This is a genomic window from Xylanibacter ruminicola (assembly GCF_900107775.1).
GTDB classification, from domain to species: domain Bacteria; phylum Bacteroidota; class Bacteroidia; order Bacteroidales; family Bacteroidaceae; genus Prevotella; species Prevotella ruminicola_C.
The window spans coordinates 547053-562396 of record NZ_FNRF01000001.1; the positions used below are offsets into that span (position 1 = coordinate 547053).

Annotated in this window: 17 protein-coding genes; 8 read left to right on the forward strand and 9 right to left on the reverse strand. The window is 43.5% G+C overall.

What is annotated here, in order from left to right; genetic code table 11:
* Window positions 1–6: 6 nt before the first annotated feature.
* From BLU97_RS02010 to BLU97_RS02030, 5 genes are all read left to right on the forward strand, one after another.
* The gene (locus BLU97_RS02010; RefSeq protein ID WP_074760014.1) at window positions 7–945 is read left to right on the forward strand and encodes a hypothetical protein; all 939 of its coding nucleotides are present in this window, start codon (window positions 7–9) and stop codon (window positions 943–945) included.
* 24 nt (window positions 946–969) lie between these two features.
* Complete coding sequence (locus tag BLU97_RS02015) at window positions 970–2193, forward strand: agmatine deiminase family protein (RefSeq protein WP_074760015.1); 1224 nt, start codon at window positions 970–972, stop codon at window positions 2191–2193.
* A 96-nt stretch (window positions 2194–2289) separates the two neighbouring features.
* Complete coding sequence (locus BLU97_RS02020; protein WP_074760016.1) at window positions 2290–2703, forward strand: 5-fold beta-flower protein; 414 nt, start codon at window positions 2290–2292, stop codon at window positions 2701–2703.
* A gap of 16 nt (window positions 2704–2719) precedes the next feature.
* Entirely contained in the window at window positions 2720–3475 is a 756-nt protein-coding gene (locus BLU97_RS02025; RefSeq protein ID WP_074760017.1) for a hypothetical protein, read from the forward strand.
* A gap of 12 nt (window positions 3476–3487) precedes the next feature.
* A complete protein-coding gene (locus tag BLU97_RS02030) occupies window positions 3488–4021 on the forward strand; it encodes a hypothetical protein (RefSeq protein ID WP_074760018.1) in 534 nt (177 codons plus the stop codon).
* A gap of 88 nt (window positions 4022–4109) precedes the next feature.
* Here the strand turns inward: BLU97_RS02030 and BLU97_RS02035 are convergent, their stop codons facing one another.
* On the reverse strand, window positions 4110–4499 hold the full coding sequence (locus BLU97_RS02035; protein WP_074760019.1) for a hypothetical protein: 390 nt from the start codon (window positions 4497–4499) through the stop codon (window positions 4110–4112).
* 445 nt (window positions 4500–4944) lie between these two features.
* Here BLU97_RS02035 and BLU97_RS02040 point away from each other — a divergent pair, with 445 nt between their 5' ends.
* Together BLU97_RS02040 and BLU97_RS02045 are read left to right on the forward strand one after the other, a co-directional pair.
* Window positions 4945–5355 (forward strand): single-stranded DNA-binding protein, encoded by a 411-nt coding sequence (locus BLU97_RS02040; RefSeq protein WP_074760020.1) that lies wholly within the window; start codon window positions 4945–4947, stop codon window positions 5353–5355.
* A gap of 58 nt (window positions 5356–5413) precedes the next feature.
* Window positions 5414–5704: a hypothetical protein gene (locus BLU97_RS02045; protein ID WP_074760021.1), complete on the forward strand. Its 291-nt coding sequence runs from the start codon at window positions 5414–5416 to the stop codon at window positions 5702–5704.
* 114 nt (window positions 5705–5818) lie between these two features.
* On the opposite strand, the gene BLU97_RS02050 is transcribed toward BLU97_RS02045, so the two are convergent.
* The 6 genes from BLU97_RS02050 to BLU97_RS02075 all read right to left on the reverse strand — a co-directional run bounded on the left by BLU97_RS02050 (window position 5819) and on the right by BLU97_RS02075 (window position 10177).
* Window positions 5819–6115, reverse strand: coding sequence for a hypothetical protein (locus BLU97_RS02050; protein WP_074760022.1), 297 nt, complete (start codon window positions 6113–6115; stop codon window positions 5819–5821).
* A 4-nt stretch (window positions 6116–6119) separates the two neighbouring features.
* On the reverse strand, window positions 6120–6455 hold the full coding sequence (locus tag BLU97_RS02055) for a DUF3853 family protein (RefSeq protein WP_074760023.1): 336 nt from the start codon (window positions 6453–6455) through the stop codon (window positions 6120–6122).
* A gap of 155 nt (window positions 6456–6610) precedes the next feature.
* Window positions 6611–6922 (reverse strand): helix-turn-helix domain-containing protein, encoded by a 312-nt coding sequence (locus BLU97_RS02060; protein ID WP_074760024.1) that lies wholly within the window; start codon window positions 6920–6922, stop codon window positions 6611–6613.
* Complete coding sequence (locus BLU97_RS02065) at window positions 6919–7476, reverse strand: hypothetical protein (RefSeq protein WP_074760025.1); 558 nt, start codon at window positions 7474–7476, stop codon at window positions 6919–6921. Before BLU97_RS02065 ends, BLU97_RS02060 begins: the two co-directional genes overlap by 4 nt.
* A gap of 64 nt (window positions 7477–7540) precedes the next feature.
* Window positions 7541–8758 carry a DUF6043 family protein gene (locus BLU97_RS02070; RefSeq protein ID WP_074760026.1) on the reverse strand — a complete coding sequence of 406 codons (1218 nt, stop codon included), beginning with the start codon at window positions 8756–8758 and terminating at the stop codon, window positions 7541–7543.
* Window positions 8759–8884: 126 nt separating this feature from the next.
* Window positions 8885–10177 (reverse strand): tyrosine-type recombinase/integrase, encoded by a 1293-nt coding sequence (locus BLU97_RS02075; RefSeq protein ID WP_139208700.1) that lies wholly within the window; start codon window positions 10175–10177, stop codon window positions 8885–8887.
* A gap of 768 nt (window positions 10178–10945) precedes the next feature.
* On the opposite strand from BLU97_RS02075, the gene BLU97_RS02080 reads away from it, so the two are divergent.
* Window positions 10946–12049 carry a P1 family peptidase gene (locus BLU97_RS02080; RefSeq protein ID WP_254771638.1) on the forward strand — a complete coding sequence of 368 codons (1104 nt, stop codon included), beginning with the start codon at window positions 10946–10948 and terminating at the stop codon, window positions 12047–12049.
* Window positions 12050–12061: 12 nt separating this feature from the next.
* Here the strand turns inward: BLU97_RS02080 and BLU97_RS02085 are convergent, their stop codons facing one another.
* Both BLU97_RS02085 and BLU97_RS02090 read right to left on the reverse strand, forming a co-directional pair.
* Complete coding sequence (locus BLU97_RS02085; RefSeq protein WP_028906724.1) at window positions 12062–13372, reverse strand: histidine-type phosphatase; 1311 nt, start codon at window positions 13370–13372, stop codon at window positions 12062–12064.
* A gap of 44 nt (window positions 13373–13416) precedes the next feature.
* The gene (locus BLU97_RS02090) at window positions 13417–15339 is read right to left on the reverse strand and encodes a SpoIIE family protein phosphatase (RefSeq protein WP_074760028.1); all 1923 of its coding nucleotides are present in this window, start codon (window positions 15337–15339) and stop codon (window positions 13417–13419) included.
* Window positions 15340–15344 lie beyond the last annotated feature (5 nt).

Genomic DNA, 15344 nt, shown 5'->3' on the forward strand with positions numbered 1-15344 from the left:
CGAATTATGAAATCAAAAGAAAGAAAACGAAATACTCCAATAGCCACGTTGATTAAGAACTACATCAACAAGAAAAGTGGCAAAGTTCCTGAGTCCCGCAAAGAAATTCAGAGACGCTTTGACTGTCTAGACTGGAAGGATCAAAAGAAGATCATGCAAGCTTTCCTTGAATCGGGAAAGGCAGATAGGTTATGGGCATATACTAAACTTCTTGATAACTGGGATAAATCATTTGAGCCCAGGATAAAAGAGTTATGGGAACAGTCACATGAAGGAATAATCTCTTGGGTAGTAATACATTACTTCCCCACAAAATTCCTATCTCAAAATATCGATAAGTTTACCGATGATAGAGATTATTATTTTATCTGTTTGAGACTAGCAGAGGATAAGACCTATATTATTGACAAGAGCAAGCTGTCGATTACAGACTATCTTTCTGTACTCTATCATACTGATAGACCATTATCAGCTGAAGAAGCCCGTGATTTGCTTTATAAAACAGTCCACGATGTCTGTACTGAGGACGGCGATTATCCCCAACTATCGAGGTATGCATATGCTGGTAAAGATTTTATTATTGGTCCTATACTTTTTCAAGACGTTAATCTGGCTGTCTATTATTTAAGAAAGATGGATTTGACAGATGTCGTGCATCAATTTGAAATATGGAACGAAGGAGTACAAAGAGCAGTATTCAACAGTCCAGAGTTCAAGAAGATTTTAAACACAGACATGATTGAATATGAATTAGAAGAAGCAAAAGCTAAAGTTGCTAAGAAGTATGCATATCTCGCTTTGGATGACAAATACAAGACTGAGGTTTTTTGTATTGATAACGTTCAAACCCCACATGAATGTTTCGAAGAGAATGCAATATTACCTTTAGAGTCATCGGAATTACCGTTCGAGCCAGAAGAAAAAGATTCGAATTTACCATTTTAATTATTGAATTATAAGTTTTTTATTATGCAAAATGAGGTTCATACAAAAACGAATCGAGTGTATTTCTCACACTTACTCCCCAAAGAATGTCCTATTTTATGGAGCGAACTTAAATCTCATCTGGATTCAAGAGAAATTGAATATGCTTTCCTAAATTATTCAAAAAACATAAGATGCAGGGATCATATGCCAATACAAACCTCTGATGACACCATGATTCATTATTGGTATTACCCTGACTATCTTGAAAAGAAATGCTCCAAAAGAATACAAGGTCAGATTCAATATTCCAGAATGTATTATGCCTTTCCACATGTAAATCATAAAACATTGAATTTAATATTGGATGGTGGTAATATTATGTTGTGTGGCGATGTAATAGTAATGACAGATAAAGTTATTACACGAAATAATAACAATAGCAGAGAACAAATAATCCAAACAATTAACGATGTATTCGAATGTGACATTTTGTTCCTTCCATGTAATGAATCTAATAAGTTTGGGCATGTCGATAATATGATTCAATATTTGGATAACAATAAAATACTGCTTACAAGCGATGGCGATATATCATCCCCATACTATCAAGAGATAAAGAAAACGTTAGAACGAAAATTTGAAGTTATACCACTAAAATTTGATGTGAAGAAGAAGCATAAAAGAGATTGGTCATATATCAATTTCCTACAAGTAGGCAACACCGTCTTTATTCCATGTCTCAATATTCCAGAAGACCGCCAGGCAATTACTCAAATACAGCAAGTATTACCAGATAATGTTGAGGTTGTGGGAATACCAGCATTGGAAATTGTTAGGAAGGGAGGAGGACTTAGAAGCATCTCATGGAGTGTAGATACGACAAAAATGGGTCCAAAGCCATATCGTATTGAAAGTGATGCTTTCGTTCATTCACTTGTTGTTGAGATGGGTCTTGATTACAAACTATTCGAACCTTATTTTCATTGGCTTGATAATAATGACGAAATACTGTCATTAGAAGAGGTCGAAAAACTAGATGACTATCTTGAAGAGACCATGGATATTTGGGATAAGAATGATGATTTGGTTCCACGCCCATCTGCAGAATTCCTGTCATCATTTACAACTGAAGAAATAAAGAATAGGCTGCTTTGGGATCTGTGTTATCAATTACATGAGGTTATTTACCCACAGCTATTTGAAGCCATTGACTACTTTAAATCGCTACACTTCATATCATCAAAAGTGTATAATAAGAAGATATAGTACCAATATGCAGATAGAATCTTCCTTCTAATTAAAAATTGTTGTTTTTGAAGGTGATATTATTGCGGTTTCATAAAATATTAATAAATTTGCAACATGAAGTACAATTTGATTATTACATTATTGATGTTTTTGTTTGTGGCAAGTCCTGGATATTCCCAGTCTTTCCGCGATAATAACAACATGCTGCTTGGCAAAGTAGAGTCTGACGGAACAGTTCGCAATGCCAATAACATGCGCCTTGGCAAAATATTTGATGATGGCACCATCAGGGATAATAACAACATGCGTTTGGGTACTATTGAGAAGGACGGCACAATCAGGGATAGAAACAACATGCGACTGGGCACAGTCAGTTCTGATGGAATAGTACGCGACAACAACAATATGCGTCTTGGGACTATCAGCTCTGATGGCACCATACGCGACAATAACAATATGCGGATAGGAACTGCCAGTGGAATCAATTCTAGATATGCTGCTGTCTTATTCTTTTTCAACCTTTTATAATGTAGTATTTAGAATTATGGAAGCAACTATAGATTATCAAACAAAGGATTTGCAGAGCTTATTGAAATGCTTAAATTCAAATTCGACACAAACTGAAATCAAGGAAGTGTTTAGTGTAATTGCAAATAAGCTCTTTCGTAACTATCATATTGTAAAAGGAGGAAATACTTATGATTTTTTAGAAATTGAGTTCTATTTTTATTCACCCAATCACAGAGACCTGATTACATATCCGCGTAATAGTAGAAAGCCTGGTATGTGGTTCTTCCATATGAGTGGAGTCGATATTACATTTGGCTCAGATGAAAAAGAAGGCGATCACCAATTAATGTATGGTGGAATATTAGTCCGTAGTATAGTTAAGACACAAGGCGGTGGTTCTACGTTGTCTAAATACATATGTGGACCTATGAAATGTGTTGATGAACTGTTTGATTATATTTATGCCTTTGATGGCGATATAAGCAGAGCAGATATTCCATATATAGAAGAGAAAGAAGAAAAAGAAATAATATCTATTGGTTCTTGTTCCAGATATATTCCTTTGTTATTTGAAAAAGATAGATCTCAAAAGATGCACTCTAAATTTGAAGAGTTGAAAAAAAGAAGAATTACAAAAGATTGGAAAAATGTTCCTGAACTTATAAAAGATTGGAAAAGTCACGAATACACCGAAAAGAATTTTGAGGATTATTTAGAACGATCATATAGATTCTATCGTAATGACTGTGACGAATGGATGATAGGGTATAATGCAAAACCAAAGAATTAAATTTTATAGATTATGAGAATTATTAGATTGTTTGGGCTGTTGTTCGCATGTGTATTGTTGGCGTCATGTCAACAGAATATTTCTGGTACATATAAGGCGATAAATCCATCTGATCAACTAGAAAAGGAATTAATTATAATTGATTGGGATGGAGATAGATATTTCGAAAGGGCTATGATAGGACACGCTAACGAGTTATATACCGATGAGTCTCAAAGACCTAATCGACATGCTCGAATAGAGTATGACTATAAGGTTTTTGTAAAAGGGGAACTTGAAAGACAGGGCAAAAAGTATATTGCTAAAAATTTAAAGGCAGGAATAGAGATAGACGAAGATCAATTAACAATCAAATCTGTTTACCTTGAGCCATTGCCGAAAATTACAAAAAAAGAGTTGATAGAGTATATCAAGAATGCTTTCGACGATAGTTTAAAGGGAAAATACGAGGACGATGCAACTATTCAGTTTATCATAGAAGGAAACAAACTGATACCTGTTGGAGGTAATGAGGTAAACGATTACTTTATCAAACTCATAGAATAAAGCACAAAGGTGTAGTAACAATTTTGTAGCCCCGACCTGCACATTTGCATGCAAGCCGGGGCCTTTTGGATTATATATGGAATGGCAACTATGCCACGAAGTGCTTGATGTTGCGAGCTGAAGTCTTATTGGCATCGTAGCTGACTGTCAACTCACGAGTGCGGGGATTCCAGTTGGTGTCCATCACGCCCTTCATGTTCTCGACTTTTGCTACAACCTTCTTGTGAGAGTCATGACGGCTCACCTTGATGGTGGTGGTCTTTACGTCAGGACGATAGGCGTGGGTTTTGTGGGTATCGAAGTGACTCGTTTTTTTATCAACTTTGTCGAAGTGCGACCCCTTCTTGTCGTTATTCACTACCACAACCTTGTCGTTCTTACCATGGTTGTTGGGCTTCTTATTACCTGCCATTGCTGGCATTGCGAATGTGATTGCCATCATCATCAGGGCTGCGATCACTTTATTCATCTTCTTCATAATCTTCTTCTTTTAAATTGTTCAACTTTCGTTCTGTGTTCAGACTCCGATGTTCTGAATCACATTGCAAAAGTACGCTGATTTAGTGAGGTTTCAAAAGGATTATTCCTATTTGCAAGGGTACGAAACCCTAAAGATGGGTGGGGGAATCCCCTGATACCTATTGTTGTGCCTTTGCTGCTGTGGCCGTCCGTAGCCATTATTTTTCAGCGATGCAAAGGTAAATCGCAGCTGTCGAATGACCTCGGTATTCGGTACGGATTAAGCAAAATCTTCCTTTCCCTTCTGGCAAGAGTATTTGGCTGAATCCGTACCACAGCTTCCGATTGTCTATCGCCATCGGCAACCTTTTGCTGGCATCGTGAAAAGTAAAGTCCCGAACGGCAAGGAGCAAAAAGCTCCAAACCAAGAGGGAAAAAGTTAAACCTCAAAAAAAGTTAGAGTTATGATTTATTCAAATTTTACAGGTAGAGTTGCAAAGAAGGCAAAGGTGATTGATGGTGTGAATGGCCAGTTCCTTTCAATGGATATGGCAGTGAACGACTATTCCAAGGGTGAGGAAACGACGCAGTGGGTACGAGTACAGAGCAGCGACCTGGCACATCTGAAGCTGGTAGAGTATTTTACCAAGGGACGCATCCTGACCATTCAGGGCAACGTGAAGATAGACCAATGGGAGGGCAAGGACGGTACACCTCACGCACAGCTGAGAGTTCATGCCAAGTACATCGACTTCCTGAACATCGGCAAGAAGCAGGAGGGAGCCAGCATAGCCGCCAATGCCGCAACGGACAGCAACGTTCCCGATGTACCCACAGACACCCCGAAGGAGAAGAAGGACGACCTGCCTTTCTAATCCCCTTCGGGGGATTTATTTCAAAACGCTGTGTAACCCCTTAGAAGAAAGCTACCACATGAAACAAGTATTTGTAGTATACGAGACTGATGCCTGGCACACTATCGCCAACCGCGACTGCAAGGGCATCTACACCAGCAAGCGGTCTGCCATCAATGCCATCGTCAAGAACCATGAGATAGATATTGAAGAGATTTTTGAGGATGATAGGCTGGAAAGAGCATCAAGACGTGTGCTTGAAGCCGAGGCAAAACGAATTATCAGAAAAGAACTGGAAATGAACTATCAGACACAGGGCTATTCCACGAACTATGACATTGAAGTCTGGAATGTCAACGATTGGGGTTAGCACTGGCCCCATTTGTTGACAGGTGTTGACAAATAAAGCGGTTGACAGTTGAAAACGCCTTGGGTTCTCAACTGTCAACTCCTTGGATAATGTGCATTCTGAATGTCTGGAGAATTACTTTTTTGTCTTCGTACTCTTAATTTCCTTGATGTAATCTTCAAGGAATCCAATGTGCCCTTGCAAATAATCAATCAAGTTCTTGTCCCGCTCTATGATTTCCTTTTGGTTTGCTATCGTGTTATCCTCGATGATACCACGATTGTAAAGTCCGGCATGATAGACTGCCAACATCGTCAAGCCCACCAGGAGGGTGAAAACGGCACTGTCATAGAAACCGATGCAGTAGAACGCACAACCTACTATCATTGTGAACACTGCCAGGAATGCGATACTCTTAAAATCCTTCTTCATAATATCATGCTACATTAAAGTTGTTCTTATGTTTGCTGGCCAGTTCAAGAGCCTTGTCAGCGTTGACTACAATCTTTCGGCCTACCTGAGTGATAGCGTCATTGATAATGCCACTCTTCTTGATGCGACTGGCTGTTGGTATGCTGCAGCCGAATATCTGGGCGATACCTGCTATGCCATAGACGTTATGCTCCTCCTGTTTGGGCTGAGTCAGCAGCATCTGTGCCTGCTGGTTTGATGTAATACTTGTAATGAGGAATGCAAGTTCCTCGCCGTCCATCTTGCAGATGGGAGTCTTCAGCAGCTCTGCAAGCTTCAATGAATCATTTGTTGTTGTCATGTCTTTGATATTTTAATTGTTATTATCCTGATTCTTGCGATTGGCTGTTTTCCGAATCGCGGTGCAAAGATAGACAATGTTCATCAAACAAATGGTCGGTTGAAATACTCCTTAATTCAACCGACCATTATTTAAGCTCTGTTAGCCGTCGAGCCTTATGCCTCCATCGCTGCTGCCTGGAATACCTCTATGCCAAGACCCTCTTCAATCTCAGAGATTGTCTTGAACGAGAAGTTGACCTTGCCGGAAAGGATCTTGCTCACATACTGAGGACTGACTCCCAGTTTCTCGGCAACATCGTTACGGGAAAGCCCGTTGTCCTGCATATAGTCCATGATGGCATAGGCTACACGACGGGATCTTCTCAGCCATGAGGCATTCTCCTGCCTCCACTTGGCATCGTCAACGAACGTGGAACGCTCACCTGACTGGTTCGCCTCCAAAAACTGTACTGCTTTTGACTTCATATATTATCCTCCTCTATCATTGAAATGAAACTGTCTGAATCGAATACACCATTGCTGGCAAGAAACTGTCGGCACTGATTGAGCTTGTCAAGTTCCGCTTGGGTATGACTACGTTCCTGCATCGTTCTTGTGAGCTTGATGGCTCCACCTGTTATGACGAACACATTCTTTTCAAGTCGGATGGCATAGACACGAAGCCAGCTTGCGTGTCCTGTGCGGTTCCAGTTCCTGGCCTTTTCCCTCGCCAACTCCCGAATGGTCATGTCAGCAGAACTTAGCGGAATGAAGAGTTCATCAAGATTCTCCGTGTAGGGTATCTCCAGAATCAGCCTCTCCAACTGCTCTGCATCATCAATCGTGTCCTCAACGGCCTCGCTGATTCTCTCTATATGGAAGAACTCCTGAAGGTCATTCTGGTTTTCAAGAAAGAAATCCCACAAGTATTCGGCATCGTTCCACTTCTGGAATAGTGCTGCCAACTCGTTATTGGGCTTGTTCATGTCTCTCACTGCCCAAAGATGGTCTTTGCCTTCTATGATACGTTCAAATTTCATATGCGCTGCAAATTTAATGATTATTTTTGAAATGTGCAACTTTTAAGTTGCGTTTTTTACTGTTTTATATGTCTTTTTTGTCAAATTCTGCTTGCCAATGGTCGATAATTGATTTCGCTTGCTGCCATTTCTTTCCCTTCGAGTCCAACAGTTTCGGGTCTGCCATCAGCTCATGGAAACGTTTCTGTGGCACATCAGGACCACCAAGCGGTTTAGGTGACAATGACTGTACGGCCCGATGGAAGGTGATGTAGCTGCAGGACTGTATCTTTCCTGACTGGTGAAGGGCATATAGCAGATAGGCGAGGCGAGACGCTTGAGGGTTCTCGCGAAGATAGTCCAGAATCCTTGACTTTACGGCTTCCGTATCACCTATCAGCAGTTCGTCGAGTGTCCGGCTGTCCTTTTGCTGGCCACCATGCGTATGACTGTCACGCAAGGCCAGATGAATCTCTTTCCAAAGGTCATCATTGGAAGTCTTGTTGGCAAGTGCTTCCCAGCTTTCCTTCGTCTCGCTTCTATTAGTGAGGCTATGACTAACGAAACTTCGGATGCACAAACGGAACATTTCAGAGGTGAAGCTGGAACTATGATTCCCTACCATCTGGTGGCTGAACAAATCGGCCATCTGGCTCAGTCCGTGGTCGAATGTTACGAAGAAATAGATGCAGTAAGCAAGGGCATCGCTATCTATAATAGTTCTTTTGTAGAGCCTGTCAAGGTACTCTGGCACGAAAAGCAGTGAATACACATACACTGTCTTAGCCACCAGTAGCCCTATGCCTTGTAGTGCTTCCTGCTCCTCTACCGTTAGCTGGCCATTAAGCCTGTCGGCTATCAGATTGGTGCAAAGATCATTGAGGATGCATTTCATTGACAGGGGCATAGCCAAGACGCTCTGCTCGAAGTCATCCGTTCTAATGATAGTACAATCCTGTTTCATTGAATCAGTCTGTTCTATCCGGCCTGTGGCGAAGTTCATGCTGATGAGGGCATGATTGAAGATACACTCTGCCGCCAATTGATCATATCTGGAGAATGCAGCCTGGTCATTCTTCACGGAGTCAGGATCCCCTATATATTTAAATATGTACGCGTAAAAGGAACGGGCATCCTGTGGCATACAATCATTAAGCAACGTCATCATCCGCTCCATTAACGACAGGTCACCTTTGTCAATGGCTGCAATTTGCCGTTTGAAGTCATCGTATTCTTCCTTATGTTTTACTTTCCATTCCCTAACGGCCTTGTTTGCCGCTATTCTGTTATCCTTTTCTGTCATCTTATAAGTGTTAAATCTAAATAAGGGTAATCATTCTAAAAATACCCTCAAAACGTCATTATTACAATTTTATCACCATTTTGACTATGTGAGGAACAACCCAAAAATCGATGTTTTTTACTATTCTTACATAGCTACCAGTTCTTGTTCCAGTTGCTGCAGTTCTTTCTTTTTGAGCATAATCAAAGCCTCTTTCAAGTCTGCCTCTGAAAAACTGTGCATCTTCTCAAAGATAGCTTGCTTACCTGACTCGAATATTGTAATATTCTCTTGGGGCTGGTCACTCTTCTTGTTATCAAGATTAAGCAACAGGTTATTATAGGTCATCCTATCCTCGATAGTCCAAGGCGAAATGTAACGCATGGTTATCTGTCCTCTGTTGCCAAGACTATGCCCCATCGCATCTGAGATATAGTCTCTTGGAACCTTAGCCGCATGAAGATTCGTTGCAAACGAATGCCTGGCGTAAGTACCCGTTGGAGATACTGTCCACCCGATTGCAGCGGACACTTTCTTCATTCTGTCTGATATATAACCGTTCACGTCGCTAACTCTACGACGAACCCTTTCTTCGCCTACACTAATAGCATCCTCAGCAATAAAAGGAAGCACCAACTGATCTAACTTTGGCTCAGCAGCATAGTTATCAAGAAGTTCCTTCAATGGCTCAATGATTGGAACAATCACCTCCATTCCCTCACCATCAACCGTCTCGTCCTCAGTCTTATGCCTGATAAACCGAAAGGCGCGCCCATTGCTTTCAAAATAGAAGCTATTGTATCGAAGTAACGCTAAATCATACAGATTACAGCCACAACACAGGTATTGCATCAGGAACATTGCCAATGCCTGATACCTCTGGGTACGCGATTTCTCGTCTTTGATAGCATACAATGGATTATCCTTTCTACGGGTATTGTGAATCGGGAAGTCAATATCATGGTTCTTCCAATGCAAGTAAAGCTCCGTCATCTGTTCCACAGAGAGAAACCAGCCCTTACGTGATGAACCTGCTGGAATCTTTATCTTATCACGAGTCTTTCCAAACATATAAGCCTTTGGCATCATGTAGCCCTCGCCAATACAGCGGTTTACTACGACTCGGCAAGCTCGAAGCTGAATGCCTTGTGTCGAGGATTTGATATTACGTTCTGTCATACCGTCAATCCATTTGTTGATTACCGCAGAATCCAAGGCGAAACCATCAGCATAGGTGAAGCCAGTAATACGCTTGAAGCACCTATAGGCATCCCCATAGTTTTCGGCAGTACCAGCTTTGCCCAAAGCTCGTTTCTCATTGATAATCTCTTCCCACACGGAAAGGAAAGACGCTGTTTCGCATCGACCTGTCAAGGCCACCTTGATTCGTTCCAAAGTAAGTATGCCGCGCTCGCTAACAGTCGTTACAACGTGTACCATACTTGCAAAGACTTCCTGAAGTCTCACCTTTCGCTCAAAGGTTGTTTCAAGTCCTATCCGTTTTTCGCGGTTGCCCTGAGACCTCGAAAGCTTATCCAAATCTTCGTAAGAACATTTCTCGCCAAGTCTGTAGTAATACCGAGAATCATATATTGTGAACCTGATGCACAGAGGAAACAATTTGCTGTTTTCACTATCGGGATGTCTCTTGTCAAGACACATGGCAATGGTGCATGATCCTACCCTATCTTCAAAAAGGGTTCCTTTTCCTATTTTTCTATTTTTCGATGTCATATTTGCTCACTAAATACTATTTTTCGACATCAAAGTTACTTATAATCTCAAAAGCAATCTTTAAATGCACGTTAAAAAATGTAAACCAGAAAAGGGTGTCAATTTTAATTATTATCTTTGCAAGCGCAATATGGTATAGCATAAAGCGTTCTTTCGCAAAATGTGACAAAAATGGGAACAAAGGGGGAACAATGACCCCTAAAAAAGCCCATAAAAACCATAGATTGTGTAAAAATATAGGTGTGGGAACAAACAGGGAACAAAGAACTTTCAAAAGTTAGAAATCTCTGCCTATCATCTTGATTATTAAGAATTTAAAGAACAAAGAAAGTGCCAGTCATAGGGCGTCACAAAGCCTCACAGAATGCGGATTCTTCTGCAACTCATAATCTGGAGGTCCCTGGTTCAAGCCCAGGCTGGTCCACAAAATCAAAAAACACTATATTTGCAATTCCTATTAAACTTTTGAACGACATGAAAAAGAAGATCTTTTTAGGGCTCTTCGCCGCTATTCATATTTGCGGCTTAAGCATATTTACATCATGTTTTAAGAACAATGATGAGAAGATGTTAGGAGTGGATACAACAAACCGTGTCGATAACTATACCGACATGGATAATTTGGTAGAATCCCTTCCTTTTTCAGAACTTCAAGGCATAAGCGTTGGAAATGCACAAGACAATGATGCCCAAACAGGTGTAACGGTATTCTTTTTCCCAGAGGCTTCCATGGCCTCAGCGGTAGTCCTGGGTGGTGGACCTGCATCGCGCGAGGTACCACTATTAGACCCTCAGCGCAACACACAGCCTCTCAACGCTCTGGTTTTCAGTGGTAGTTCTGCTTATGGCTTGGCAGCTTCCGACGGCGTAGTAACCTGCCTTGAAGAACATGGCTATGGCTATAACACAGGCTACGGACTGGTACCTATTGTATGTCAGAGTTGCATCTTCGACCTGTCATACGGCAAAAGCAACATCCGTCCCGACCGCGAAATGGGTTATAAAGCTTGTCAGAATGCCATTGCCAGCAACTCACCACTCAGCGGCAATGTAGGTGCCGGCACAGGTGCTACTGTAGGTAAACCTGGCGGCATGGCCACAGCCCAGAAGAGTGGCATTGGTTATGCTGCAGCACGTCTTGGACAATTGGAGGTAGGTGTAGCCGTTGTTGTCAATGCCTTAGGCGACATCTTCCAGGATGGTGTTAAGATAGCAGGCATGACCACCATCGACCGCAAGGGCTTTGTAAGTGCCGAACAGGCAGTGCTCAAGAACCAGTATTCCGATCTGATAGGCAGCAATACCACCATTGCAGCCGTGTTTACCAACGCCCATCTGAGTGTGGCCGACCTACAGAAGGTGGCAAATATCGCCTCTACCGGCATGGCACGCAGCATACGGCCAGTGTTTACCATGGCTGATGGCGATACCGTTTATGCCATTTCCCTTAGCGGCGGTATGATTCAATCGGACGTCAACACTATTGGCGTGCTAGCCTCGCTGGTGATGGAGAAAGCCATTGCAGATGCAATCCTCGCCAGCAAGATTGCCGACGAGGAATATCTGCATAATATCTAAACATGTTTGTTTTTATTTCTTTTCCTGCTCGGCCAGCTTGGCTAAGTAGTACTCGCGAACGTCCTGCCACTTGTAGTAGGGCCAGGTGTCGGTTTTAAGCGGCATGTGGGCCTCGCGCTCATTAAACAATACTTTTACTAGGATATCGCCTGTTTTTCCCTTTTTGGGGCGATAGAAGATGAACTGCACGTTACTACCTGTGGGGATGAGGTAGTAGGTGCGGAACGAGTTCTCGAGCTCGTCGAGGTTATCAACCTGTACAGCCGATCCATCCAGATCCAGCATACACAGCAGGGGCAGTACTACGGTATCATGACCAAAACGTAGCGATACCTGAGTCTGTGTAACGGTGTCGGCAGTCTCAATTATATTCTTCAGCAGGTTCTTCTGGTTCCACTGCATCTTGCCGCCTGTTTGTGGAGCATTGCTGTAAAGCAGATACCAGTACAGGTTATTGCTGCGCCACAGGTCGCGCAGTTCCTCAGGAGTAAAGAGTTCCAACAGGGTGGCATCGCCATCATGACTCTGCATGTTCAGCGCCACATCGGCAATCTTGCTCATCAGCGAGCCTGTGGTCACATTCAGATATACCCAGTGCTGATCGTTAAACAGCTGCTGCATCAGGCGCTCAGGGTGCTTCAGACTGTCGCTCATGGCCTGCTGCTTCTGCATGGCACGCATCACGTTCATCTGTGGCATGCCCATGCCACGCTCCTGACGTGATGGTGAGTAGTTCATATAGTGCATATCTGCCTTGCTGGCATCGTTAAAGATACGGGCCGATGGATTAGCAGCCTGCAGCTCCTCACATTCAGCCATCATAGAGATAATGGCACGGATAGAGGTAGTAGAAACTGAGTGGATAGGCAGATTCGGTGTCTTGAAAATCTCCGGGAAGTTCTGTGCCATGCGCTTAGCGATGCCATGGTGCTGACGCTGACCAGTAGCTGTCAGGTCGCCCAGTCGGTCCTTAGTAGTCTTCTGCATCGAGTCGAGCTTAGCCAGCACCTTATCGCCCAGCGGCGTAAGCTTGCCGGCATACTTGGCCTTGCGCAGAGTTTGTACTGGCATGGCATAATCGTTCTCTTCAAGCAGGTAGCGGGCGCCATGGCGACCATAGTGCGACAAGTAGTAAGGCTCGTAGCCCTTAGGAGCAGGTGTAAGAGCCGTGCGTGGCAGATGATCGTAGTCGGTCATGTTACCAGCAGCCAAGAACTTGTCGGCAGCAATCTCTTCGAGCGCTGTCTTTCCTGAAAAACGTGCGATTTGTGCCTGAGCAGTCATCGTACTTGCCATCATCAGGCAAATAAAAATCTTTTTCATACAGTTGATAATAAAATGGTTGATAAATGATTATTTAATGTCTGTTATTTACGGATCGAGAGACACAGTAGCGTCAAGTCGTCGTTAGGTTCGGCACCTGCACGATGGTTGTTTACCACTATCTGCAGACGATGTATAACCTCCTCGGATGTCAGCTGCTCAGTACCCTGCATGGCTTCCAACAGACGTTCGTCGCCCAAGCGGTCCTGACGGTCGTTCTCTGCCTCATTCAGTCCGTCGGTATAAACCAACAACTGTCGGTTGCGTATATCCTCTATCACCTCGCCCTCAAAGGCCTTGCACTCCCACAAGCCCAAAGGTTGGTTAGTGCTGCCCATCTCCAGGAACTTACCGTCCAGTATAGGCACGTTATGACCGCAGTTACAGTACTCCAGTCGGCCCTTAGGCAGGTCAACCATACCAATAAACATGGTTACAAACATGCTCTGGTCGTTGTCCTTTACCAGGAAGTTATTCATCATCGTAGCAATCTCCCATGGCGAACGGTTCTGCTGGGCAATAATGCGGAACAGGTCGCGCGTAATCGCCATAAACATCGCAGCAGGAATACCCTTGCCCGATACGTCGCCCACACAGAAGTAAAGGCGCTCGTTCTGCAGGAAGTAGTCATACAGGTCGCCACCAACCACCTTGGCTGGAGTCATCAGTGCATACAGGTCGATATCCTTGCGCTCTGGGAACGGTGGGAACACACGTGGAATCATACCCATCTGTATGTCGCTGGCCACCTTCAACTCACTCTCGATAGAGGCTTTAACAGCTGTGGTGCGCTTCAGCTCGCTGATGTAGTTAACCAACGAGTGCTGCATGTCGCTGAACGAATGCGTGAGCTTACCAATCTCGTCGATACGGTTATCGCGTGGCAGTGTTTTGTCGAACTGTCCCGATGCAATCGTCTCGGCCTGCTGTGCCAACGTGTTCAGTGGCTTCAGCTCACGCTTGATGATACGGCTGAAGGCCAATCGCATCAGTATCAAGCCAACGATAACGATAAAGATTACTATCTTATACAGGCGCATGTAACCGCCAAAAATATCGCTCTCAGGACAAACCATAGCCACGCTCCAGCCTGTTATGCCAAGTGGCTTGTAGAACACGTAACTCTCCTTGCCTTCGAACACCAGCTTGCGCACACCCGTTTCGCCACGCTGCATGGCATGCCCCAGGTTGGTAAGTGCTGTATCAGGATGCTCGAGTGTGGGTGTAAAAATACTCTCGCGCAGCAGTTTGGTGGTATCGGGATGTACAAAGTAAGTACCACTCTGACCAATCATAATGCAGTACGAGTTGGGATAGGGCTTTACTTCGGATATGGTTTTCGATATCCACTCCATCGAGATATCAGTAGAGAATGTACCCACGTAGCGTCCCTTCGAATCCTTCATTGGTCGGCAGTACGATGCAATAATCTCCTCGGCATAGACATCCTCAGGGTTGAAATCAGCAAACGGCTCAATCCACACTGGCTCATCCAGCAGTTTGGGAGCCTGATACCAGTCCATATAATGATAGTCGTAGGCGGGATTACCTTCCTGAGTGGTGTCGAATTTGCCATTGTCGTTAAGGGTATAGGCCGAGAAATAATATCCCTTATCGGGGAAATAGTTAGGTTCGAAAGCTATCGAGCAACCGTTCAGATCGGGGTTGCAGGTCAAGATACGGCGCGAATACACAAACATCGAGTCGGCCACATCCAAGTGTCGCAATGGCAGCCACATAAAGTTGTCGGATGCTATCTCCACACGCTGCATCAGCACGTTTACACGCTGCACCGTATTATCCAGCACCTGAGCCGCACCGTTCAGCGCCTCCTCGCGCACAGCCTTACGCGACTCTACAAATAAGAATCCAAGCGATCCCAGAAAAAATATCGAGGCCATCAGTACAATGATAATACTAAGGCGACGTGACAGGGAAGTGCGGATATAGTCTCTTGGATTCTTCATGTGGT

What these genes read in the sequence shown, in the direction of transcription:
- BLU97_RS02010 (WP_074760014.1), top strand. Translation starts at nt 7, where the DNA reads ATGAAATCAAAAGAAAGAAAACGAAATACTCCAATAGCCACGTTGATT.
- BLU97_RS02015 (WP_074760015.1), top strand. Translation starts at nt 970, where the DNA reads ATGCAAAATGAGGTTCATACAAAAACGAATCGAGTGTATTTCTCACAC.
- BLU97_RS02020 (WP_074760016.1), top strand. Translation starts at nt 2,290, where the DNA reads ATGAAGTACAATTTGATTATTACATTATTGATGTTTTTGTTTGTGGCA.
- BLU97_RS02025 (WP_074760017.1), top strand. Translation starts at nt 2,720, where the DNA reads ATGGAAGCAACTATAGATTATCAAACAAAGGATTTGCAGAGCTTATTG.
- BLU97_RS02030 (WP_074760018.1), top strand. Translation starts at nt 3,488, where the DNA reads ATGAGAATTATTAGATTGTTTGGGCTGTTGTTCGCATGTGTATTGTTG.
- BLU97_RS02035 (WP_074760019.1), bottom strand. Translation starts at nt 4,499, where the DNA reads ATGAAGAAGATGAATAAAGTGATCGCAGCCCTGATGATGATGGCAATC.
- BLU97_RS02040 (WP_074760020.1), top strand. Translation starts at nt 4,945, where the DNA reads ATGATTTATTCAAATTTTACAGGTAGAGTTGCAAAGAAGGCAAAGGTG.
- BLU97_RS02045 (WP_074760021.1), top strand. Translation starts at nt 5,414, where the DNA reads ATGAAACAAGTATTTGTAGTATACGAGACTGATGCCTGGCACACTATC.
- BLU97_RS02050 (WP_074760022.1), bottom strand. Translation starts at nt 6,115, where the DNA reads ATGAAGAAGGATTTTAAGAGTATCGCATTCCTGGCAGTGTTCACAATG.
- BLU97_RS02055 (WP_074760023.1), bottom strand. Translation starts at nt 6,455, where the DNA reads ATGACAACAACAAATGATTCATTGAAGCTTGCAGAGCTGCTGAAGACT.
- BLU97_RS02060 (WP_074760024.1), bottom strand. Translation starts at nt 6,922, where the DNA reads ATGAAGTCAAAAGCAGTACAGTTTTTGGAGGCGAACCAGTCAGGTGAG.
- BLU97_RS02065 (WP_074760025.1), bottom strand. Translation starts at nt 7,476, where the DNA reads ATGAAATTTGAACGTATCATAGAAGGCAAAGACCATCTTTGGGCAGTG.
- BLU97_RS02070 (WP_074760026.1), bottom strand. Translation starts at nt 8,758, where the DNA reads ATGACAGAAAAGGATAACAGAATAGCGGCAAACAAGGCCGTTAGGGAA.
- BLU97_RS02075 (WP_139208700.1), bottom strand. Translation starts at nt 10,177, where the DNA reads ATGGTACACGTTGTAACGACTGTTAGCGAGCGCGGCATACTTACTTTG.
- BLU97_RS02080 (WP_254771638.1), top strand. Translation starts at nt 10,946, where the DNA reads ATGAAAAAGAAGATCTTTTTAGGGCTCTTCGCCGCTATTCATATTTGC.
- BLU97_RS02085 (WP_028906724.1), bottom strand. Translation starts at nt 13,372, where the DNA reads ATGAAAAAGATTTTTATTTGCCTGATGATGGCAAGTACGATGACTGCT.
- BLU97_RS02090 (WP_074760028.1), bottom strand. Translation starts at nt 15,339, where the DNA reads ATGAAGAATCCAAGAGACTATATCCGCACTTCCCTGTCACGTCGCCTT.